The sequence below is a fragment of the Cognatiyoonia sp. genome (genome assembly GCF_965661665.1).
Classification (GTDB): domain Bacteria; phylum Pseudomonadota; class Alphaproteobacteria; order Rhodobacterales; family Rhodobacteraceae; genus Cognatiyoonia.
The window spans coordinates 14,341-34,162 of record NZ_CBFIEO010000021.1; the positions used below are offsets into that span (position 1 = coordinate 14,341).

Here is a 19,822-nt window from a genome sequence, read left to right on the forward strand (position 1 = left end):
TTTTTATGCTAATCCTTTTTGCAGAGCCGGGGTTGCTGGACCGTTATCAACGACCAATTGCAGTTGCGGCCGCGTCGGGGGCGACACATCGGTTGCGCCATATAACTCATCACAGCTCCAAGACCGGTTTGGATCAATCTCAAAACTCTTGTCTTTCAAACGCGCGTCATGATCTATCAACAGCACGCCTAGTAACTGGATGGGCTTCGTGTGATACCCCGCATATAGCAGCAAGATAAGCTCCCACGCGATCTTCCGCCCGATGTGCCTGCTCTTGGCGACGACGAGGATCTCAACAACCGCTGGCAATGTGAATGTCGCATCCAGTAGTTCCAAAACGATCCCTCGTGCCGGTTCATCAAAGAGCCTTGCAAAAGGGACCTCTTCACGGGTGGGGTGAAGTTTCCGGCCAAGCTCCGGCGCAATCGACTGTGTCCGCACGGCGCCAGCTTTCGTCCAATATAAAACAATAGCACCGGGATCGGTTTCCAACAAGGCATTCACATCCAGCTCTTGCGGCGAACCATCTGCCAGCTTTCGCCAAGACACCTCTAACAGCTGCAACCGAAACTGTGTTTCTGCACTCGTATTTTGCGGACGCGATCCAAACGACGTGATGAGCATGACAAGGCACTCCTTAACAATTTTGCCGCAATCACTGAAAAAATTGCAGAAAACTGGCGCGCTTTCCCCAAATAAGTCCCTAAACGGTTAACGCCTGGGGCCATTCCTGCGCCCGAAGACCACCCATTGGGCTTGCCCCTCCACGCCGATTGGCCTTAGGTGCTGCGCAGAACTTCACAGGTGTTGAGCACGCATATGATCCACTCCATGACAGCCTACGCGACCCGCAGTGGCAGCTTTGATGCGACCAATTGGACGTGGGAAATCAGAAGCTTGAATGCACGCGGCCTCGACATCCGCTTGCGGCTTCCCGATGGCATCGACGGGCTAGAGCAAGCCGTCCGCACCACATTAAAAGCGCGGCTGACACGTGGCGGTGTCACCGTCTCACTTAAACTGTCCCGTGATGAGCAGGGACAAGACCTGACAGTTGATGAGACGCAGCTCGACAAGGTTTTAAAAGCGCTCGATCAGGTTCAAGATCGCGCATTCAGTCTCGGCGTCACCCTCGGCCAACCCACCGCCGCCGATGTTTTGCAACAGCGCGGGGTCATGATAGCAGCAGTGGCAGAGGCGGATGGGGAGGCTTTGAGCAAAGCCATCATCGCTGACCTAGATCCGCTGATGGATGACTTCATCGCGATGCGGAAAACCGAGGGCGAAGGGTTGTCGCAAGTGCTGGTTGGTCAGATCGACACCATCGAAAACCTGACCGCCGAAGCCGCAACCGCAGCAGAGGCGCGGAAGGACCACCAAAAAAAGGTACTCAAGGAAGCCTTTGACAAAGTGGTCCAAGATGTCAGCGAGGCTGACAGCGCCCGATTGGAGCAGGAACTGGCGCTGATTGCGGTCAAACAGGACGTCACCGAAGAGATTGACCGCCTCAGAACCCACGTCACATCCGCCCGCGACATGCTGAAAGAAAGCAAACCGATGGGCCGCAAATTCGACTTCCTGACGCAAGAGTTCAATCGTGAGGCCAATACACTCTGCTCAAAAGCGCAGTTCAAAGATCTGACCGCGATTGGCTTGAACTTGAAAGCGGTGATCGATCAAATGCGCGAACAGATTCAGAATGTGGAATAACCCATGACGCGCCGCGGCCTTCTTGTCATCCTCAGCTCCCCCTCCGGTGCAGGCAAATCGACGCTCGCGGGGATGCTGCGTGATTGGGATTCGACGCTGAGCTTTTCCGTCTCTGCCACAACTCGCGCCCCGCGCGAGGGGGAGGTGGATGGAAAGGACTATTTCTTTGTCGATGTAGATACATTCACCGGTCAAGTGGACCGAGGCGAAATGCTAGAACACGCTCAAGTGTTTGAGAACTATTACGGATCACCTGTCGCACCGGTCGAGGCCGCAATCAATGAAGGCCGTGACGTGCTCTTCGACATCGACTGGCAAGGCGCACAGCAAATCGCCAAATCCGCCTTGCGCGATCATGTGTTGTCGATCTTCATCCTGCCGCCATCCATCCCCGAACTCCACCGCCGCTTGATCAGTCGCGGCAAAGACGACCCAGGAGTGATTGAGCGTCGGATGCAGAAAAGCTGGGACGAGATAAGCCATTGGGATGTCTACGATTATGTGCTGATCAATGATAAGGTTGAGGAGACAGCCGAGCGGTTGAAAAACATCATTTCGGCGGAGCGGCTGCGCGCAAAGCAACAGCCCGATTTGATGAAACGCATCCTGACCTTGAAAGAAGAATTTGAGGGCCGATCATGAAATACGCTTTGGGAAATACAGAACCAACCGTCGATCCCACAGCATGGATGGCGCCTGCCAGTCATGTGATCGGTAATGTGGTTCTGGAAGCGAAAACCTCCGTCTGGTTTGGTTGTACGCTGCGCGGCGACAACGAAGAAATCCGCATTGGCGCTGGCAGCAACGTGCAGGAGAATTGTGTGCTTCACACGGACATGGGCTTTCCACTGACCATCGGCGCGGGCTGCACGATTGGACACAAGGCGATGCTGCACGGCTGCACGATTGGCAACAATTCCTTGATCGGGATGGGGGCAACCGTCCTGAATGGTGCTGTCATCGGCGACAATTGCCTCATCGGGGCAGGGGCGCTGATCCCCGAAGGCAAGGTGATCGCAGATGGTTCCCTTGTGATGGGCATGCCGGGCAAGGTCGTCCGTGAGCTGACGGACGAGCAGATAAAGGGCCTGCGCAAATCCGCGCTTGGCTATCAAGCCAACGCTCAACGTTTCGCTTCTGACCTAAGACCCCTCTCATGACCGATAAGAAACAAAGCATTGCTCGACGCCCTGCGTGGCCGCAATCGACCTCAAAACCTGTTACGACACCGATCCAGCCGTCAGTCGTTTATGCCAGCCCTGACGCGGACGCTTTGGACCAGCAGTATGTCGAGGGGTCGGGCTACACCTACTCCCGCGAGGGACACCCAAACGCAACGGTCCTGGCCCAGAAAATCGACCATCTTGAATGCGCGACTGGAGGTTTGATCACCGGCTCTGGCATGTCAGCCATCGGCGCTGTCTTCATGGGCTGCCTGCAAAGCGGCGACCATGTTCTTGGCAGCACGCAGCTGTATGGCCGAACGCTCCGTTTGATGGCGGAGGATTTGCCGCGCTTTGGGGTTGAGACTTCACTCGCCGATCCAACCGACATCGCCGCAATGCGCGCATCGGTACAGCCGAATACGAAGATGATCATAGTCGAAGTGATCTCCAACCCCACCATCCGCATCGCCGATATGGAAGGAATAGCCGCTTTGGCGAATCAGGTCGGCGCGCTTCTTGTTGTCGACAACACCTTTACCACCCCACGCGGATACAGTCCGTTCGACAACGGCGCCGACATCATCGTCCATTCCGTGACAAAACTCCTCGCCGGGCATTCCGACGCCATGCTCGGCTATGTCGCCGCAAAAGACCCAGATCTGATGGAAAAGATGACCATTGCCGCGGTCACATGGGGCCTGTCACCCAGCCCGTTTGATTGCTGGTTGGCGGAGCGGGGACTGCAATCCTTTGAATTGCGATATGACCGTGCTGAACAGAACGCGGTGAGAGTCGCGAAGGCCCTGCAAGGCTGTGACGGCGTGATCCGTGTCTTGCATCCTTCGCTCCCCGACCACCCAGATCACAACCGCACCCACATCTTGACAGGTGCGGGCGGCAATATGGTGTCGTTCGAATTGAATGGCGGGCGAATGGCTGCGAATGCCTTCATCCGCGCAGCAGATCAGATCCCATTCGCGCCAACTTTGGGTGACATTTCAACGACCTTGTCGCATCCCGCCTCATCCTCCCACCGTGCGCTCACGCCAGAGGCGCGGGCAGCGATGGGAGTAAGCGAAGGGTTCTTCCGTTTGTCCGTAGGCGTGGAGGATGCTGATCTGTTGATTGAAGAGCTTCGCACAGCAGTCGCCGCTGCCGTCTGACCGCTTATCATGAAACTGTTACATTCAAAGCCTAGATCACCTAGGCTTTAACACAGACACACATAATGACGCCCGAACTCGCCTCCTCCCTGTTTGAAACGATCCCGATGCCGATCATTCTCATTGGCGCGGATCAGACTATCGTGGCGATGAACCAACCGGCGGAGCGGTTGGTGGGCGGTCATATGCGCGGGCGGCACTATATCACAGCCCTGCGTCAGCCAAACCTCTTGGACAAGATCGAACGGACGATTGAGACGGGGGAAGCGCAACACGCCCGCTACCTCGGTCGGGAGGCGGAGCGGGAGACGATCTATCAAGTCCAAATCTCAAGCTGCCCGCTTGGGGCTGTTCTCGCGTTTACCGACAAAACCGCTGATGAGGACATCGGCCAGATACGGCGCGATTTTGTGGCCAACGTCAGTCATGAGTTGCGCACACCGTTGACCGCACTCTCAGGATTCATCGAAACCCTGCGCGGCCCCGCCAAATCCGATCCCATTGCGCAGGATCGGTTTTTGACGATCATGGACCATGAGGCGGGCCGGATGACGAGGCTGGTCGACGACCTCTTGTCCCTCAGCCGCGTGGAGGCCGAGGGCCGCGTGCGCCCAAAAGAACCCGTCGTCCTGTCGAATGTTCTGAGCGAGACGATCTCCAATCTCGAACCCCTTCTCGATCAAGCCGGTGCGACCCTTGACATCAACGATCAAAGCAACGGCGCCGCGGTGGTCGGTGACACGAACCAACTCCGCCAAGTTGTCAACAATCTTATTGAGAACGCTGCGAAATATGGCAAGCGGGACGGAACCATTCACATAACCATCACGCCTCCAACGCATGAACCGCAATTGCGGGCGGACGGGATCAGATTGGTGGTACGCGACGAAGGGCAGGGGATTGCGCCGCACCATTTGGCCCGCCTCACCGAACGTTTTTACCGCGTCGATTCTCACCGCTCGCGGGAGGTTGGCGGCACCGGTCTTGGCCTCGCTATTGTCAAGCACATCATCAACCGTCACAGGAGCCGCCTACAGATCGACAGCGTCGAAGGGGAAGGGGCAGTTTTTTCTGTGATTTTGCCAGTGTTTGCAGGCAAAGACGCCCTAAAGGACAGTTTGTCATAAAAGGTTTACAAAACTGACACAAAAACGTTGCGAGGGCTCATGAAAACGCTCGCATTGGGGCAACGTCCCCCAGATGACTTACAGGAGCTTGATATGTCATTCTTCAAACTGACCGCCTCTGCTCTGGCGATCACTGCCGTTTCCGCAACAACTGCTGCCGCACGCGATAACGTGCAAGTTGCGGGTTCTTCCACGGTCCTCCCATACGCCTCCATCGTGGCGGAAGCCTTCGGCGAAAACTTCGACTACCCAACACCTGTTGTTGAATCAGGCGGCTCTTCCGCCGGTTTGAAGCGCTTCTGCGAAGGCGTCGGTGAAAACACAATCGACGTGGCAAATGCCTCTCGCGCGATCCGTGAAAAAGAGATCAAAGCCTGCGCAGAGGCTGGCGTCACCGACATCATTGAAGTCCGCATCGGCTATGACGGGATTGTATTTGCATCCCAGCTTGATGGCCCTGACTTCACGTCTTTTGAGCCGGCCGATATCTTCAACGCACTGGCGCCAAAGGTGCTGGTCGATGGTGAATTGGTCGACAACCCATACACCATGTGGTCTGACTTCAACCCAGATCTTCCAGCCGAAGAAATCCTGGCGTTCATCCCGGGCACAAAGCACGGCACACGCGAAGTGTTTGAAGAGAAGGTCATCGCAGCAGGTTGTGAAAAAACAGGCGCACATGACGCAATGATCGCGTCAGGTATGTCCGAAGACGACGCAGAAGACGCCTGCCTCGCGGTGCGTGGCGACGGCCGCTCTGTTGATATCGACGGCGACTACACAGAAACGCTCGCCCGTATCGACGCCAACGTCAATGGCATCGGTGTTTTCGGTCTGGCCTTTTACGAGAACAACACAGACAAGCTGAAAGTGGCGACCATGTCTGGTGTTGAGCCCACAACAGAGACGATCTCAACCGGCGAATACCCTGTGTCCCGCCCGCTCTATTTCTACATCAAAGCGGCGCACATCGGTGTGATCCCAGGTCTGAAGGAATATGCTGAATTCTTTGTGGCGGATGAGATCGCGGGTCCGGACGGTCCTTTGGCGGAATACGGCCTCGTCTCCGACCCAGCGCTTGAGGAAACACAAGCCGTCGTCGCTGACGAACAGACAATGGACGCGATGTGATCGGTCCGTCGGGTGGCCCGCTTCTGGGCCACCCAACACTTTTCGCTGCTGATACCAATTTAAGTACTTCAGTTTGCTATCGCCCGTGTTAAGGCAGGGAAGGCAATACTGGCGGGGACTCTGATGCCGAACTCACTTTTGATCCTGATCGTGCTGACGCTCGGCGTGGTCGGTTTCGTGCTTGGCAGACAGCGCGCATTGGCGACCGCCGGTGGCAACAGCCGCGATCTGCACTCCCTCCCATCCTATTATGGCTACAACGTTGGTCTGACAGCAATTGTCCCCGCTTTGGGGCTTTTGATCGTTTGGCTGTTGGCCCAGCCGATGATGATCAACAACAACGTCTCCAGCATCGTGGCCGAGGCCGCGACGGAAGAGGGCGCATCGCTTGATCTGATCCTTGCGGACGTCCGCCGCGTGGCAAATGGGCTCAATACGGCGGTGGCCCAAGGAACATTGATCGAAACCGAAGTCGCCGCCCTCGATCCGGAAAGTGACGACATCCGAGTTTTGTTGGCTGATGTCGGCGTTGCGCTTGGTTCTGATGTGACGTCAAGCACGCTTGACGCCGCCCGCAGTTACCGCGCCCAAAGTGCGACGGGTGCTGGGTGGAAGGCGATCTCGGTGCTTGGCATCGCGCTTGCGGGTCTGCTGATCGCGTGGCGCAGGACAGATAAAGACTTCCGCGCCCGCAATGCGGTGGAACAAGTTGTGCTTTGTCTACTCATCGTCTCGGCATCTGTTGCGATCCTCACAACCGTGGGCATCTTACTCTCGCTTATCTTCAATACCTTAGAATTCTTCCAGCTATATTCGATGCGCGAATTCTTCTTCGGCCTCCGCTGGAACCCGAGCTTCTCCGGCCGTGGGGGTGGGTCTGAACTGGGCATTCTGTCGCTCCTCTGGGGCACGCTGTACATCTCGCTAATTGCGCTGATCGTCTCGGTGCCCATTGGCCTCTTTGCGGCGATCTACCTCTCCGAGTACGCGACAAAACCGGTTCGTGTTGTCGCCAAACCTCTGCTTGAAGTGCTCGCGGGTATCCCCACCATCGTCTACGGTCTGTTCGCTTTGCTCACGATCGGCCCGCTCTTGGTCAGCGTCTTTGGCCGCAACGGGGCCTTGGGCGTTGATTGGATGTCGGGCGGTACGGCTGTAATGACAGCGGGCTTGGTGATGGGAATTATGCTGATCCCATTCGTCAGTTCCCTTTCTGACGACATCATTAACGCCGTCCCACAATCCATGCGCGATGGCTCCTTGGGTCTTGGAGCGACGCATTCGGAAACGGTCCGTCAAGTAGTCCTTCCTGCGGCCTTGCCAGGTATCGTTGGCGCCATTCTGTTGGCCGCCTCCCGTGCGATTGGGGAGACGATGATCGTGGTCTTGGGGGCAGGGGCCGCAGCACGTTTGTCGTTGAACCCGTTTGAGGCGATGACCACAGTCACCGCAAAGATTGTCAGCCAGCTTACTGGCGACAGCGATTTCTCCTCCCCCGAAGCCCTTGTCGCTTTCGCGCTTGGTATTACGCTCTTTATTATCACACTTGGGCTCAACATCGTCGCCCTCTACATCGTGCGCAAGTATCGGGAGCAGTATGAATGACCGACACAACTATGCCCGAGAAAAAGGCCAAATCCCTTCTCGAAGTGGACGCACGCACCAAAAAGCGGAACGCGGTAGAGAAGCGGTTTAAAGCCTACGGTATCGCCGCCATTGCTATTGGCATCTTCTTCCTCGTGGCCCTGCTGGGCGCGATCATCCAAAACGGCATTCCGGCCTTCACGCAGACCTATGTAACGGTGGACGTTGAACTACTTGAGGAAAAGCTCGACAAATCTGGTGAACGGGACATTGAGAAGATCAAGAAAGTTTCCACTTTTGGTTACAAACCCCTAATTCAGAATGCGCTCGTGGCCGCAACCGACGGGATCGAGACGGAGGTGGCCGACAAAAAGCTCGCGCAGATCCTCTCCGACTCCGCCGCCGCACAGATCCGCGATTTTGTCATCAGGTACCCCGATCGCATTGGCGATACGGTGGAATTCACACTGCTCGCGTCCTCCCGCGTCGACGGCTACCTGAAAGGTCGTGTGACGCGTGAAGATCTGGCGCGGGACAAAAACCTCTCCCCACTGCACCTCGACCTGATTGATGCGATGCAGGAACGTGGCGCAGTAGAACGTGTTATAAACTTGGCTTTTATCACCGGTGCGGATGCTTCGGAGAAACGGCCAGAGAGCGCAGGAATGGGCTTGTCGATGCTCGGCTCTTTCTTCATGATGCTGGTCGTCCTAATCCTCGCCCTGCCTATTGGCGTGGCGGCGTCAATCTATTTGGAAGAATTCGCCCCCCAAAACCGGTTTACGGACCTGATCGAGGTCAACATCTCCAATCTCGCCGCTGTTCCGTCGATTGTCTTTGGTATCTTGGGTCTCGCAGTATTTATTCAATTCGCACATTTGCCACAGTCGGCGCCAATCGTTGGCGGTTTGACCCTCACGCTGATGACGCTGCCGACCATCGTGATTTCCACCCGTGCTTCCCTCAAAGCCGTACCACCATCAATCCGCGATGCCGCGCTTGGCGTCGGCGCGTCGAAGATGCAATCGATTTTCCACCACGTCTTGCCGCTCGCCATGCCTGGCATCCTGACCGGCACGATCATAGGTATCGCGCAGGCGCTAGGTGAAACCGCGCCGCTGCTGCTGATCGGCATGGTCGGCTATATCGCCTCCAACTACCCCGACGGCATCGCCTCTGGATTTCTTGATCCAAATTCCGCCATGCCAGCCCAAATCTACGAATGGGCCAAACGCGCCGACCCTGCCTACTATGAGCGCGCATGGGGGGGGATCATCATCTTGCTTGTGTTCCTCCTAACGATGAACATCATAGCGATTATCCTCCGCCGCCGTTTTGAGCGCCGTTGGTAGGAGGCAAGGATGGAAGATTTAGCCTATGTGGACCGTCAGATGAACGCAGACCAAGACATCAAGATCAGCGCGAAAGGTGTGCAGGTCTATTATGCTGACAACCAAGCGATCAAAGACGTGAATGTCGAAATTCAAGACAAAACCGTCACGGCCTTCATTGGTCCGTCCGGCTGTGGGAAATCTACTTTTTTGCGCTGCCTGAACCGGATGAACGACACGATTGACATCTGCCGTGTACAGGGTGACATCCACCTTGATGGGGAAGACATCTACGATCGCCGCGTTGACCCTGTGCAACTACGGGCGAAGGTTGGGATGGTGTTTCAGAAACCGAACCCATTCCCGAAATCAATCTATGACAACGTCGCCTACGGCCCCCGCATCCACGGGTTGGCCCGCAACAAATCCGAACTGGATGAGATTGTCGAAAGCGCGCTCCGCCGTGGCGCGATCTGGGACGAGGTGAAGGACCGCTTGGATGCCCCCGGCACAGGTTTGTCTGGTGGACAGCAACAGCGCCTGTGCATCGCGCGGGCGGTTGCGACGGAACCACAGGTGCTGCTGATGGATGAGCCATGCTCCGCTCTCGATCCCATTGCGACCGCTCAGGTGGAAGAGCTGATGGATGAGCTGCGCCAGAATTTCTGCGTCGTCATCGTCACCCACTCCATGCAGCAAGCCGCACGGGTGAGCCAGAAAACCGCCTTCTTTCACCTCGGCAACCTCGTGGAATACGACGACACCGACAAGATTTTCACAAACCCAGAAGACGAACGGACGGAGAGCTATATTTCCGGTCGGATCGGCTAGGGAGAGAGCAGATGCACGAACATATTTCATCCGCCTATGACCGCGACCTTGAAGGTCTGATCACGCTCATCATGAAAATGGGTGGCTTGGTTGAAGAGGCTATCCTGAACGCTGCCAAAGCCCTTGAAAACCGCGACCTTGAACTGGCCGAGCAGGTCCGAGCAGGGGACAAAGCCATCGACGCGCTTGAGCTTGAAATCAACGACGTTGCAGCACGTATTATTGCGCTGCGGGCACCCGTCTCAAAAGACCTCCGCTCAATCCTCATCGTGTTGCGGCTTGCCGCAAGCCTTGAGCGCATTGGCGATTATTCCAAGAACATCGCAAAACGCACCTCCGCCATCGCTGATCTCAGCCCTGTTGAAGGCACAGGCTTTACCCTGCGCCGCATGGCGCGCGAAGTGCAGGGGATGTTGAAAGATACGCTTGACGCCTACATCCGTGGCGACGCCGATTTGGCTGAGGATGTGCGCCAGCGCGACCAAGACGTTGACCAGATGTATAACGCGCTCTTCCGCGAGTTGCTGACCTTCATGATGGAAGACCCACGCCACATCACGGGCTGCATGCACTTGCACTTCATGGCGAAGAACATTGAGCGGATGGGAGATCTGACGACCAACATGGCCGAACAGATCATCTATCTTGTCACGGGCGAAATGCCGGATGAGGCGCGGCTTAAGTCCGACCGCACCGCCTATGTGAGCGAGGTCGAGTAAGCCTCATGTCTTTGCCTCAACCACATGTCTTGGTCGTTGAGGATGAGCCCGCGCAACGCGAAGTGCTGGCCTATAACCTCGAAGCCGAAGGGTTCCGCGTTACGCGCGCGGAGAACGGGGAGGAGGGGATGCTCATCGTCGCTGAAGACCCGCCAGATGTGGTCGTGCTCGATTGGATGATGCCGCAACTTTCGGGTATTGAGGTGTGCCGCCGCATCAAGATGAGCCCCGACACCCGCGCCATCCCAATCATCATGCTGTCGGCCAAGTCGGAAGAGATCGACAAGGTGCGCGGCTTGGAAACAGGGGCCGATGATTACGTGGTGAAGCCCTATTCGGTGAGCGAACTGATGGCTCGCGTGCGGACTCAACTTCGCCGCGTAAGACCCTCAACAGTGGGGCAAATTCTGACGTATGACGATATCGTCCTTGACAGCGAAACCCACCGCGTGACCCGTGCGGATCAACCGCTGAAACTGGGCCCCACGGAGTTTCGGCTGTTGAGCACAATAATGGAAAAACCGGGGCGTGTCTGGTCGCGTGAGCAACTCCTAGACCGCGTCTGGGGCCGCGACATCTACGTCGATACCCGCACTGTCGACGTCCACGTCGGCCGCCTACGCAAAATCCTCACGTCCAAAGGCGGCAAAGACCCCGTCCGCACGGTGCGTGGGACGGGGTATGCGTTGGGGTAACTAGCTGTACTGCGCCGCAGTGATGAACTCCCCAAACCGCTCACACCAAATCACGATGGTGGAGTAGTTTTCGAAATCGATCCTCGCTGGAAGGTCGAGGATGAACCAATTGAAAATATACACTTTTCCAAGATTGAGGGGGGCTTCCTTAATAGTTTCGAACCTTGCCTCATCTTCCACAAAGGATCGCGTCAGATAGGCGCGGTAGTCTCGCCCGGGGCAAGTTCGCCCATGTGGACCAACTGGGTTTCTGTAAGGCTCAACGTTCCTTCGCCCCAATGCAAAAATCGCTGCCCGCCAAATCGCGGGTCAGGGTGCCGGTGTAGGTTGCCGACGCTGATTGTTGCTCCAATATCGGAGCATCCGACCCTTCTGGCGCGGTTAGGGTGGGAAGCAGATAGATCCTAAGCGCAAAACCAATTGCCCCCGCAATCAAATGTGTTGTCAGCCAAATCAGTATAAGCATCTTAATCCCTCAATCTGCCCAAGGACCATGCTGTCCTTCCGAGCCATCAATATGAATAAATCCGTAGCACCCAAAATAGTCGCGCTGCCCTTGCATTATGTTCGTGGTGCCGCGTCCCGTGCGCATCGTGTCAAAATAGGTCAGGCCGGAGGATAGGGCCGGCGTCGCCAATCCATGCAGCGCCGCCTGTGCAACGACGTGCCGCAAGTTGTCATGGGACTACTTCAAATGATCCGCGAAATATGGGGCGAACATCAGGTTCCGCGCGGGGTTATCGATGAGCGCCTCTGCCATGTCATCGAGCATCGCGGGACGGATATTGCAGCCTTCGCGCCAAACTACCGCAATCACGCGCAGGGGCACGGACCATTCGAACTCCTCTGAGGCGGCCAACAACATACGGAAGCCCTGTGCATGGCAAAGAATCTTGCCTGCAATGAGCCCCGCTTCCAAATGATAGAGGCTGATCGCGTCTTCGGACAGCTTTTGTGGCGTTGTGCCAAAAATTTCTTACCCTTAAAGCCTAATGTCTTTGCGGGCCGACATGTTGCGCGCGGCCACGGCCACCTCAATTACAGGCTCAGGTGCTGCCAAATGCTGGGCCTCGATTGCGGTCCAACGACCGGTGCCTTTCTGACCCGCTTTATCGACAATGGGGTTTGGGGATCGAGGGCTTTTGCCACTTCGCCGGAAATCTCAACCAGATAAGACTGTAACAGACCGTCATTCTAGTTCACAAAAGTGTCGCCAATCTCAAAAGCAGCCATTTCCGTATCATCACGCATGATGCCATAACTCTATGAAATCATTTGCATATCGACATACTCAATGCCGTTGTGAACCGCATTAACAAAATACCCAGCTCCATCTGGGCCCATCCAAGTGGCGCAGGGTTGGCTTTCGAACTTCGCACTGATCGCTTCAAAAATTGGTGCGACCACATCCCACGACTTCTTTGGTCGACGACCCATGATCGATTTCTCATACCGTGCGCCTTTTTCGCCGCTTGACACGCCAACGCCAATGAATGGCACGCCGTCGAATTGCTTTGCCCGCGCGCGGGTCAGATGAAAGTCCACGTTGCCGGCATCAATGATCATATCTTCGGGGTCGAGTAGGGGGCGCAGTATCGCCTTCTGTTCATCAAGCGGTGCGCCGGAAAGAATCATGAGAATGATCGCTCGCTGGGGTTTCAAAGCGGCCACCAACTCCTCATGCAAAAACGTCGGTGTGATCCTATCCGCAAGATCGCCGGCTTCTTTTTCAAATGCTTTTGTGGCTTTCGGTTCGAGGTTCTAAACAGCGAATTTGAAGCCGTTTTCCGAAATATTGAGCGACAATACAGACCCCATAGTGCCGAGGCCAATTAATCCAACGTTACACAGCGGCATGCCAAAATACCTTTCTATCAAACAACTTGTCAAATGCCGCAAAAACGTGATGTGAATTGGGTAATACCGGCCATCAGATTTCGCAATGCACGACCATTTAGAACAAAAAACCCCCGTGTGTTCACGGGGGTTATTCGAATTGGGTGAGAGTGGCTATTATAGCTCGAGCGCGTCGATCTCATCAAAGATTTCAGCCCAAACTTTCTTGGCCTGACCGCGCTGACGTACGCCTTTGGCATCCTCAAGATTGTCCAGCGCGCCTTCGCCAGCCACGATAATGGCGGCAACCATACCAACGGTTTGGTGTGGTTTACATTGGTAGCCATAGAAGCCAGGTGTGTCGAATGTGACTTCAACTTCGTCGTTGATTGCGCCTTCCCAGCCTTCAGTACCGGCAGGGATCATTTCGTCGATGGACTGGCTGTTATGACCACGATCGGTCGGCAGGAACTTCACAGTATCGCCAGGCTGAACAACCAAAACGCGCGGGCTGAACACCATACGCTGGCGTGGGTTGTCTGGGTTCTGGTTCAGCATTTCGACTTCGTGAACCGTACCACCGTGAGATTCAGCGATCACTGGACCCGCAACAACAACAGCTGCTGTCGCTGCAATCATCTGCCGTCTGTTGAGTTTGAACATTTTCTTCCTCCGGTTTTTTTGGAATGTCGTGCGCAGTTCAACGCGCAAGTTTTTGATGAGCTGCATGAATACCGAGTAACGCACGGTACAGTGCCAGAACGGAATGGTAGTGATACGTCCTTGTGGGCATTGATGATCGTCTTGTGGTCGTTTCGTCTTCGGTTAAGTCGTAGATAGTCCAACGGCACAGAAGGACAAGTCACGGATTACGTAGTGAGTAAGGTTCCGGTCATGCCGATGACTGAAATCGGCGTTGTTTGTCGACATAAGGGGCCTAAAGTTGTGAATGCTTTACTACTTTTACCGCTAGATAGATCGGGTCATAGACTAAAATATATTACATAATAAACCTTATGCGGATAATTGATGCCTAAAATCACGGTGCCCTTTCGCACGGACCAAGCTTAAGAGCATTCTGAACAACGCATCCGTATCAAAATGCACAGTGTTGTCTTGGAAACGCGTCCTTAAAAAACAACAAGTTGGTTTTCATTTCAGTTGAAAGATTCACCACATTAGTTAGTAGCTAAAGTATGGCACTATCGATTTTAGTCTTGAACGGCCCAAATCTTAATCTTCTTGGGACACGTCAGCCTGACGTTTACGGCGCAACAACCTTGGAACAGGTTGAAGACTTGTGCAGATCGGAAGCTGATGCCCTTAGTGTTTCTCTCGCCTTCGAACAATCCAATCATGAAGGCGTGCTCGTGGATGTAATCCAAGACGCAAAGTCGAAACATGACGGCATCGTTTTTAACGCCGGTGCCTACACGCATACGTCAATCGCCCTCGCCGATGCCATTGCGTCCGTCGAAATTCCGACGTTGGAGCTTCATGTGTCCAATGTTCACGCGCGTGAAGAGTTCCGTCAAAAGTCCTTTATGTCGACTGTCGTACTTGGCCAGATTTGCGGACTTGGGATAAACGGCTATCCCCTCGCCGTTCGTGCGATGGCGCAGTATTTGGAAGCACAGTCTAATCACTGATTTGGTCGCCGACCTGAGCCAGATCACCAATGTGCACTCTGATCAAGAACTTTGGCGCCTCCACGTCGATCGCATGGCCCGCTATGGCTTTGACCGCCTCCTTTACGGATACACGCGCTATCGGACACGCACGTCCCTCGGTGATCTGGAAGACATGGTGCTGTTCTCCAATCATACACGCGCCGACATGGACGGCTTCATGCAGCAAGGTCACTATCAGCAAGGTCCGATGGTGCGGTGGGCGCTTGAAAATGATGGTGCTTACAGTTGGCGCTGAATGGAAGATCTCGCCAAAGCGGAATTTTTGACTGACAACGAAAAACGCGTCGTGAAATTCAATCAAGAAAACGACGTCTGCGCTTGCTATACGGTGAGCTTTCGTTCCGTTTCGCACCGGACCAAGGGAGTAATCGCGCTCACCGCGAAAGCGGGCATGTCACATAATGAGGTTGAGGCGGTTTGGGCCGAGCATGGGAATGAGTTGATGGCCGTCCTTAACGTCATGCAAATGAAACTGCATACGCTCCGCTACTCTGGTGCGCGTCCACTGACCAAACGCCAGAGCGAGGTTCTGCAATGGGTCGGAGATGGAAAAACCATCCAAGATATCGCAATTCTGCTTGATCTGATCCCAGCAACGGTCGAAAAATACCTTCGACTGGCCCGTGAAGCCCTGGATGTGGACACAACTGCGCAAGCTCTATTGAAAGCGGCCTTCTCTAATCAGACGTTCATTCTCGACGTCTAAAGGAAACTTTGACCGCTTTCTGGTGAAACCAATCGGGTTTTTTTCAAAAAGGTAGCGAAAACCGTGCTTTTTTTAAACTAGGTTAAATGCGACGTTTTCTTTGTTCCGTGAGAAGTGGCCTGAGGCCTTGGAACAGCGGGTCGGACTCCTAGCGATTACTAGGCTAGCCGATCCGCGTTGCCAAATTATTGGGGTTTTGGCCTTTTCCAGTTTGGCTAATGATCCGTGCGTTTGTCCCCATCCCTAAATGGATGCGCACTTATTATTAGGCACCGCGTTCTCCCGACGCGGTGCCAAATTCGTTTCAGATACCCCTTTTTGCCAATAAAAAGGCCCGCAGCAGTGGCTGCAGGCCCAATGATTTAAGGTGATGCCAGCCTTACTGGTTCATTTTGGCAACTTCAGCGGCGAAATCCTCTTCGACAACTTCGATGCCTTCACCCTTTTCAAGGCGAACATACCCAATGATCTCAACACCTGCTTCCGCAGCGGCTTCGGCCACGGTCTGATCTGGGTTGATGACGAACGCCTGGTTCACCAATGTGACTTCAGACATGTACTTTTTCATGCGGCCAACAATCATCTTTTCGATGACCTGTTCTGGCTTTCCAGATTCGCGCGCGATGTCCATCTGAACCTGCTTTTCCTTCTCAACCACGGCTGGGTCGAGCGAACCTTCATTCAATGCAGCAGGGTTTGTCGCCGCGATGTGCATCGCAACCTGACGACCGAAGGCTTCGTTGTTGCCTTTGAGGCCAACCAGAACACCGATGTTGCCCATGTCGGTTGTAGCCGCGTTGTGCACGTAAGTCACAACCTGATCCGCTTCCAAAGCAGCCATGCGGCGCACGCCCATGTTCTCACCAATGATTGCAACAGCATCGGTGACTGTCTGCTCGACAGACTTGCCGTCCATGTCAGCCGCCTTTAGCGCTTCAACGTCATCAACAGTCAAAGCAACCTGTGCAATGCCGGACACCATCTTCTGGAAGTCCGCGTTCTTCGCAACGAAGTCGGTTTCAGAGTTCACCTCAACAGCAACGCCTTTGTTGCCAGAAACCGCAACAGCGACGAGGCCCTCAGCTGCCGTACGGCCGGATTTCTTAGCAGCTTTTGCAAGGCCCTTTGTCCGCAGCCAGTCAACCGCCGCTTCCATGTCTCCGTTGTTCTCAGTCAACGCTTTTTTTGCGTCCATCATGCCTGCGCCTGTGCTGTCGCGCAGTTGTTTCACCAATGCAGCGGTGATCGCCATGTCATCTCTCCTCAGAGGAATTCTTAGTCATCCGGGCGGGGTGGCCCCTACCCGGCATCTTTTCAAAAGCGTCTGGCTTATTCAGCCGCTGGCGCGTCTTCTGCTGGGGCTTCTTCAGCCGCGGCCTCTGTAGGCAGCTCTTCACCGGCATCTTCCATTTCGCCAACATCGACGCCAGATGCACCAAGCTGTGCGGACATGCCGTCAAGTGCCGCGCGTGCCGCTAGATCGCAGTAAAGCGCGATCGCGCGTGCCGCGTCGTCGTTGCCTGGGATAACGTAGTCAACACCTTCAGGTGTGCAGTTTGTGTCAACAACAGCCACAACTGGGATGCCTAGTTTTTTGGCTTCAGCGATGGCCAGATCTTCTTTGTTCACGTCGATAACGAACAACAGGTCAGGTGTACCGCCCATATCAGCGATCCCGCCCAAAGACGCCTGCAGTTTGCCTTGCTCACGCTCCATGCCCAGACGCTCTTTCTTTGTCAGGCCAGCGAAACCGGTGGAAGCAGCTTCTTCAATCGCGCGCAGACGGCTGATTGACTGGGATACAGTCTGCCAGTTTGTCAGCGTGCCGCCCAACCAACGGTGGTTCATGTAGTACTGCGCAGACTTTTCTGCCGCTTCAGCGATGGGCTTTGCCGCCTGACGCTTTGTCCCAACAAACAAGATTCGACCGCCTTTTGCGACCGTCTCACGAATGACCTGCAACGCTTGGTCCAGCATTGGAACTGTTTGTGTCAGGTCCATGATGTGGATGCCGTTGCGGCTGCCGTAAATGTAATTTTGCATCTTTGGGTTCCAGCGCGCGGTCTGGTGGCCAAAGTGAACGCCAGCTTCAAGCAGCTGACGCATGGTAAACTCAGGAAGAGCCATGTGTCTGTATCCTTTTCCGGTTTCAAGCCTCAGCGGGGGATCAACCTATCTGATCAACCGGTGGATGCTTTGGGATGTATCCCCATCGCACCCTCCCCCGCCTGCGGGATTACGTACGGGGGGCTATATTGCCTTAATTGAGGGCTGGCAAGCACTATATGCTTATGTTTCGGGCTTCCCAAGCAGGTACCAACGATTGCTCTATTGGTAGAGATCAGTGGTGCCTCAGCAATCCGGGTGTAGCCTTGACTGAAAAAGAACTCCTGCCCAACAACGTTGGCGTTTGTCGAAATGGCAGAAACGCTCTTTGGACCGGTGTGTGCTTCCGCCTACTCCAAAAGCTTTTCACCGATGTGTTGTCATCGGTACTTCCCAAAAATCGCGATAAGAGAGATGAATCGCGACTCCAAAGCGTCGTTTTGGAGTTTCATGATGGGACGAAAGATTGGATGCATGTCTTCCTCGATCGGTTCTGGTACGGCAGCCAAAACCTTTGAAATCATGACGCCTGCAGGCTCATCATTAATCAAATGCAATCGTTGTGTTTTTCCAAGAAAACACACTGTGATCGAGCTTGATTTGACAAACACCTGTTTCTGTCGCTGCTTCGTTTGAAGCAGCCATGGCCCCCTAGAAGGAGGACATCAAACCTTCGGTTTCGGTTAGTGCCATTTTTGCAATAACACCCGCGTCGAGGGGTGTCGCTGGTCGCAACTGAAGACTCATAAGAAACCTCTATCGCTTGTGGTCCCAATGTAGGGACTGACCCTATGAAACCACAAGGTAAGGGATTCCTGACTTCGACTCGATTAAGAACTGAAAATGTTAAAGAAAAACGCGCTCAATACACCAGTACATCGCCACTGTCGCGATCAGGATGGAGCCGGGCATCGCGACAATTTCGCGGTAGCTGTCGAAACCGCCGACAACCATGGACGCGGCACAAAGGCCCAAGATGATGGCAATGGTGACGATCAAAATGCTGACTTCAACCGGATCAAACATGCCGGTGGCAGGGATTAACAACACCATCACCGCCGCTGCCGCAGCAAGGTACATGCCTGAAATCATGGGGCTTGCTTCGCTCCTCCGGTCAAAGTCGATCGCCTTGCGCACAGAAAGATATGCCACGGCCACCACGGCCAACTGGCCAATTTCCACACCGATATTGAAACCAACGAGCGCGGGGATGAAGCTTCCTTCTGGCAGACCAAACTCCGCCAGAACGCTTGCAAAACCAAGCCCGTGCAAAAGACCGAAGCCAAAGATGATTGCAGGACGCCAGCGCGACAGGCCGTCGGTATAGAGGTTTTCAACTGCGACATAGACGATCGACGCTGCGATCAACGGCTCCACAATGGAACCTGGGATGTTCACATACCCCAGAGCAGCCAACGCCAGCGTGATCGTATGCGCCAAGGTGAACGCTGTGATCTGCCACATCAGCGGCCGCATCCGCGTCGACAGGAAGAAAAGCCCTAAAACGAACAAGATGTGATCTAAACCCTTTGGAATGATGTGATCGAAGCCCACTGGAATATAGTTAAAGAACGTCTGCCAACCGGTCGCTTGATCGCCGCCTGCCAATGAAAATTCTGGTGTGGATGCGCCAGCGGCCAGGAAGTCATCGAACGGCGCCTCGACGCCCATCTGGCGAAGCACCAACGCACCAAATTCAGGGGCCCACCCCACCGAAACGGATTGCGCATCGTCAGGAATGTCCGCAACGAACTGGATCAGGCTCTGACGCGGCAAATCGAAATTGCCAACTTCGCCAATCTCCACCGCCGTCAAACGGCTCAACACCTCGATTCCATCGACGACGATGGAAAGCCCCTCCTCCATCCGCGGCCAGTATCCCCTAAAGGCCGCTTCTAGCGCTGCCGGCTCTAACGCGCGCAAGGTGTCGTAATCCTCAGCCTCTGCCGCGTCATTCGTGTCGGACGTCACCGACTGATCTATGCCAGACACAAAGCTTTCAACGTTCAGTTCAACGTCAAAAACC

Annotated in this window: 22 protein-coding genes and 1 pseudogene; 14 read left to right on the forward strand and 9 right to left on the reverse strand. The window is 54.8% G+C overall.

Features of this window, described 5'->3' with window-relative positions:
* Positions 1 to 3: 3 nt before the first annotated feature.
* The gene (locus ACTF5F_RS12555) at positions 4 to 624 is read right to left on the reverse strand and encodes a hypothetical protein (RefSeq protein WP_438957212.1); all 621 of its coding nucleotides are present in this window, start codon (positions 622 to 624) and stop codon (positions 4 to 6) included.
* Positions 625 to 819: 195 nt separating this feature from the next.
* On the opposite strand from ACTF5F_RS12555, the gene ACTF5F_RS12560 reads away from it, so the two are divergent.
* From ACTF5F_RS12560 to phoB, 11 genes are all read left to right on the forward strand, one after another.
* The gene (locus tag ACTF5F_RS12560; protein ID WP_438957213.1) at positions 820 to 1,710 is read left to right on the forward strand and encodes a YicC/YloC family endoribonuclease; all 891 of its coding nucleotides are present in this window, start codon (positions 820 to 822) and stop codon (positions 1,708 to 1,710) included.
* A 3-nt stretch (positions 1,711 to 1,713) separates the two neighbouring features.
* On the forward strand, positions 1,714 to 2,352 hold the full coding sequence (gmk, locus tag ACTF5F_RS12565; protein WP_438957214.1) for a guanylate kinase: 639 nt from the start codon (positions 1,714 to 1,716) through the stop codon (positions 2,350 to 2,352).
* On the forward strand, positions 2,346 to 2,870 hold the full coding sequence (locus ACTF5F_RS12570; protein WP_438957234.1) for a gamma carbonic anhydrase family protein: 525 nt from the start codon (positions 2,346 to 2,348) through the stop codon (positions 2,868 to 2,870). Before gmk ends, ACTF5F_RS12570 begins: the two co-directional genes overlap by 7 nt.
* Entirely contained in the window at positions 2,867 to 4,039 is a 1,173-nt protein-coding gene (locus ACTF5F_RS12575; RefSeq protein WP_438957215.1) for a trans-sulfuration enzyme family protein, read from the forward strand. Before ACTF5F_RS12570 ends, ACTF5F_RS12575 begins: the two co-directional genes overlap by 4 nt.
* 65 nt (positions 4,040 to 4,104) lie before the next feature.
* Positions 4,105 to 5,166, forward strand: coding sequence for an ATP-binding protein (locus ACTF5F_RS12580; protein WP_438957216.1), 1,062 nt, complete (start codon positions 4,105 to 4,107; stop codon positions 5,164 to 5,166).
* Positions 5,167 to 5,259: 93 nt separating this feature from the next.
* A complete protein-coding gene (locus ACTF5F_RS12585) occupies positions 5,260 to 6,297 on the forward strand; it encodes a substrate-binding domain-containing protein (RefSeq protein WP_438957217.1) in 1,038 nt (345 codons plus the stop codon).
* Between the two features lie 123 nt (positions 6,298 to 6,420).
* Positions 6,421 to 7,902, forward strand: a complete 1,482-nt coding sequence (gene pstC, locus ACTF5F_RS12590; protein WP_438957218.1) for a phosphate ABC transporter permease subunit PstC — start codon at positions 6,421 to 6,423, stop codon at positions 7,900 to 7,902.
* Complete coding sequence (gene pstA / locus ACTF5F_RS12595; RefSeq protein ID WP_438957219.1) at positions 7,899 to 9,233, forward strand: phosphate ABC transporter permease PstA; 1,335 nt, start codon at positions 7,899 to 7,901, stop codon at positions 9,231 to 9,233. The genes pstC and pstA overlap by 4 nt, the downstream gene beginning before the upstream one ends.
* A 9-nt stretch (positions 9,234 to 9,242) precedes the next feature.
* Complete coding sequence (pstB, locus tag ACTF5F_RS12600; RefSeq protein ID WP_438957220.1) at positions 9,243 to 10,043, forward strand: phosphate ABC transporter ATP-binding protein PstB; 801 nt, start codon at positions 9,243 to 9,245, stop codon at positions 10,041 to 10,043.
* An 11-nt stretch (positions 10,044 to 10,054) separates the two neighbouring features.
* Complete coding sequence (gene phoU, locus ACTF5F_RS12605; RefSeq protein WP_438957221.1) at positions 10,055 to 10,762, forward strand: phosphate signaling complex protein PhoU; 708 nt, start codon at positions 10,055 to 10,057, stop codon at positions 10,760 to 10,762.
* Positions 10,763 to 10,767: 5 nt separating this feature from the next.
* Positions 10,768 to 11,457: a phosphate regulon transcriptional regulator PhoB gene (gene phoB, locus ACTF5F_RS12610; RefSeq protein ID WP_438957222.1), complete on the forward strand. Its 690-nt coding sequence runs from the start codon at positions 10,768 to 10,770 to the stop codon at positions 11,455 to 11,457.
* Here the strand turns inward: phoB and ACTF5F_RS12615 are convergent, their stop codons facing one another.
* The 5 genes and pseudogenes from ACTF5F_RS12615 to ACTF5F_RS12635 form a co-directional block, all read right to left on the reverse strand.
* A complete protein-coding gene (locus ACTF5F_RS12615; protein WP_438957223.1) occupies positions 11,458 to 11,637 on the reverse strand; it encodes a DM13 domain-containing protein in 180 nt (59 codons plus the stop codon). It abuts the gene before it with no gap.
* A gap of 79 nt (positions 11,638 to 11,716) precedes the next feature.
* Complete coding sequence (locus tag ACTF5F_RS12620; protein WP_438957224.1) at positions 11,717 to 11,923, reverse strand: hypothetical protein; 207 nt, start codon at positions 11,921 to 11,923, stop codon at positions 11,717 to 11,719.
* 9 nt (positions 11,924 to 11,932) lie between these two features.
* Positions 11,933 to 12,577, reverse strand: a pseudogene (locus ACTF5F_RS12625) (hypothetical protein).
* A gap of 143 nt (positions 12,578 to 12,720) precedes the next feature.
* A complete protein-coding gene (locus tag ACTF5F_RS12630) occupies positions 12,721 to 13,158 on the reverse strand; it encodes an NAD(P)-binding domain-containing protein (RefSeq protein ID WP_438957235.1) in 438 nt (145 codons plus the stop codon).
* A 312-nt stretch (positions 13,159 to 13,470) separates the two neighbouring features.
* Positions 13,471 to 13,956: a pseudoazurin gene (locus ACTF5F_RS12635; protein ID WP_438957225.1), complete on the reverse strand. Its 486-nt coding sequence runs from the start codon at positions 13,954 to 13,956 to the stop codon at positions 13,471 to 13,473.
* A 533-nt stretch (positions 13,957 to 14,489) separates the two neighbouring features.
* Between ACTF5F_RS12635 and aroQ the strand changes: the two genes are divergently transcribed.
* The 3 genes from aroQ to ACTF5F_RS12650 are packed head-to-tail and all read left to right on the forward strand — an operon-like array spanning position 14,490 to position 15,690.
* The gene (gene aroQ, locus ACTF5F_RS12640; protein WP_438957226.1) at positions 14,490 to 14,942 is read left to right on the forward strand and encodes a type II 3-dehydroquinate dehydratase; all 453 of its coding nucleotides are present in this window, start codon (positions 14,490 to 14,492) and stop codon (positions 14,940 to 14,942) included.
* A gap of 1 nt (position 14,943) precedes the next feature.
* Complete coding sequence (locus tag ACTF5F_RS12645) at positions 14,944 to 15,219, forward strand: autoinducer binding domain-containing protein (RefSeq protein ID WP_438957227.1); 276 nt, start codon at positions 14,944 to 14,946, stop codon at positions 15,217 to 15,219.
* Positions 15,220 to 15,690: a helix-turn-helix transcriptional regulator gene (locus tag ACTF5F_RS12650; protein ID WP_438957228.1), complete on the forward strand. Its 471-nt coding sequence runs from the start codon at positions 15,220 to 15,222 to the stop codon at positions 15,688 to 15,690.
* 379 nt (positions 15,691 to 16,069) lie between these two features.
* Here ACTF5F_RS12650 and tsf read toward each other — a convergent pair whose 3' ends face one another.
* The 3 genes from tsf to ACTF5F_RS12665 form a co-directional block, all read right to left on the reverse strand.
* The gene (gene tsf / locus ACTF5F_RS12655; protein WP_438957229.1) at positions 16,070 to 16,942 is read right to left on the reverse strand and encodes a translation elongation factor Ts; all 873 of its coding nucleotides are present in this window, start codon (positions 16,940 to 16,942) and stop codon (positions 16,070 to 16,072) included.
* Positions 16,943 to 17,019: 77 nt separating this feature from the next.
* Entirely contained in the window at positions 17,020 to 17,817 is a 798-nt protein-coding gene (rpsB, locus tag ACTF5F_RS12660) for a 30S ribosomal protein S2 (RefSeq protein ID WP_438957230.1), read from the reverse strand.
* 825 nt (positions 17,818 to 18,642) lie between these two features.
* Positions 18,643 to 19,822, reverse strand: a 1,180-nt coding sequence (locus ACTF5F_RS12665) for a HupE/UreJ family protein (protein WP_438957231.1), incomplete at its 5' end; no start/stop codon positions are given.

Coding starts and splice junctions, on each gene's coding strand:
- ACTF5F_RS12555 (WP_438957212.1), bottom strand. CDS start 624: ATGCTCATCACGTCGTTTGGATCGCGTCCGCAAAATACGAGTGCAGAA.
- ACTF5F_RS12560 (WP_438957213.1), top strand. CDS start 820: ATGATCCACTCCATGACAGCCTACGCGACCCGCAGTGGCAGCTTTGAT.
- gmk (WP_438957214.1), top strand. CDS start 1,714: ATGACGCGCCGCGGCCTTCTTGTCATCCTCAGCTCCCCCTCCGGTGCA.
- ACTF5F_RS12575 (WP_438957215.1), top strand. CDS start 2,867: ATGACCGATAAGAAACAAAGCATTGCTCGACGCCCTGCGTGGCCGCAA.
- ACTF5F_RS12580 (WP_438957216.1), top strand. CDS start 4,105: ATGACGCCCGAACTCGCCTCCTCCCTGTTTGAAACGATCCCGATGCCG.
- ACTF5F_RS12585 (WP_438957217.1), top strand. CDS start 5,260: ATGTCATTCTTCAAACTGACCGCCTCTGCTCTGGCGATCACTGCCGTT.
- pstC (WP_438957218.1), top strand. CDS start 6,421: ATGCCGAACTCACTTTTGATCCTGATCGTGCTGACGCTCGGCGTGGTC.
- pstA (WP_438957219.1), top strand. CDS start 7,899: ATGACCGACACAACTATGCCCGAGAAAAAGGCCAAATCCCTTCTCGAA.
- pstB (WP_438957220.1), top strand. CDS start 9,243: ATGGAAGATTTAGCCTATGTGGACCGTCAGATGAACGCAGACCAAGAC.
- phoU (WP_438957221.1), top strand. CDS start 10,055: ATGCACGAACATATTTCATCCGCCTATGACCGCGACCTTGAAGGTCTG.
- phoB (WP_438957222.1), top strand. CDS start 10,768: ATGTCTTTGCCTCAACCACATGTCTTGGTCGTTGAGGATGAGCCCGCG.
- ACTF5F_RS12620 (WP_438957224.1), bottom strand. CDS start 11,923: ATGCTTATACTGATTTGGCTGACAACACATTTGATTGCGGGGGCAATT.
- ACTF5F_RS12635 (WP_438957225.1), bottom strand. CDS start 13,956: ATGTTCAAACTCAACAGACGGCAGATGATTGCAGCGACAGCAGCTGTT.
- aroQ (WP_438957226.1), top strand. CDS start 14,490: ATGGCACTATCGATTTTAGTCTTGAACGGCCCAAATCTTAATCTTCTT.
- ACTF5F_RS12650 (WP_438957228.1), top strand. CDS start 15,220: ATGGAAGATCTCGCCAAAGCGGAATTTTTGACTGACAACGAAAAACGC.
- tsf (WP_438957229.1), bottom strand. CDS start 16,942: ATGGCGATCACCGCTGCATTGGTGAAACAACTGCGCGACAGCACAGGC.
- rpsB (WP_438957230.1), bottom strand. CDS start 17,817: ATGGCTCTTCCTGAGTTTACCATGCGTCAGCTGCTTGAAGCTGGCGTT.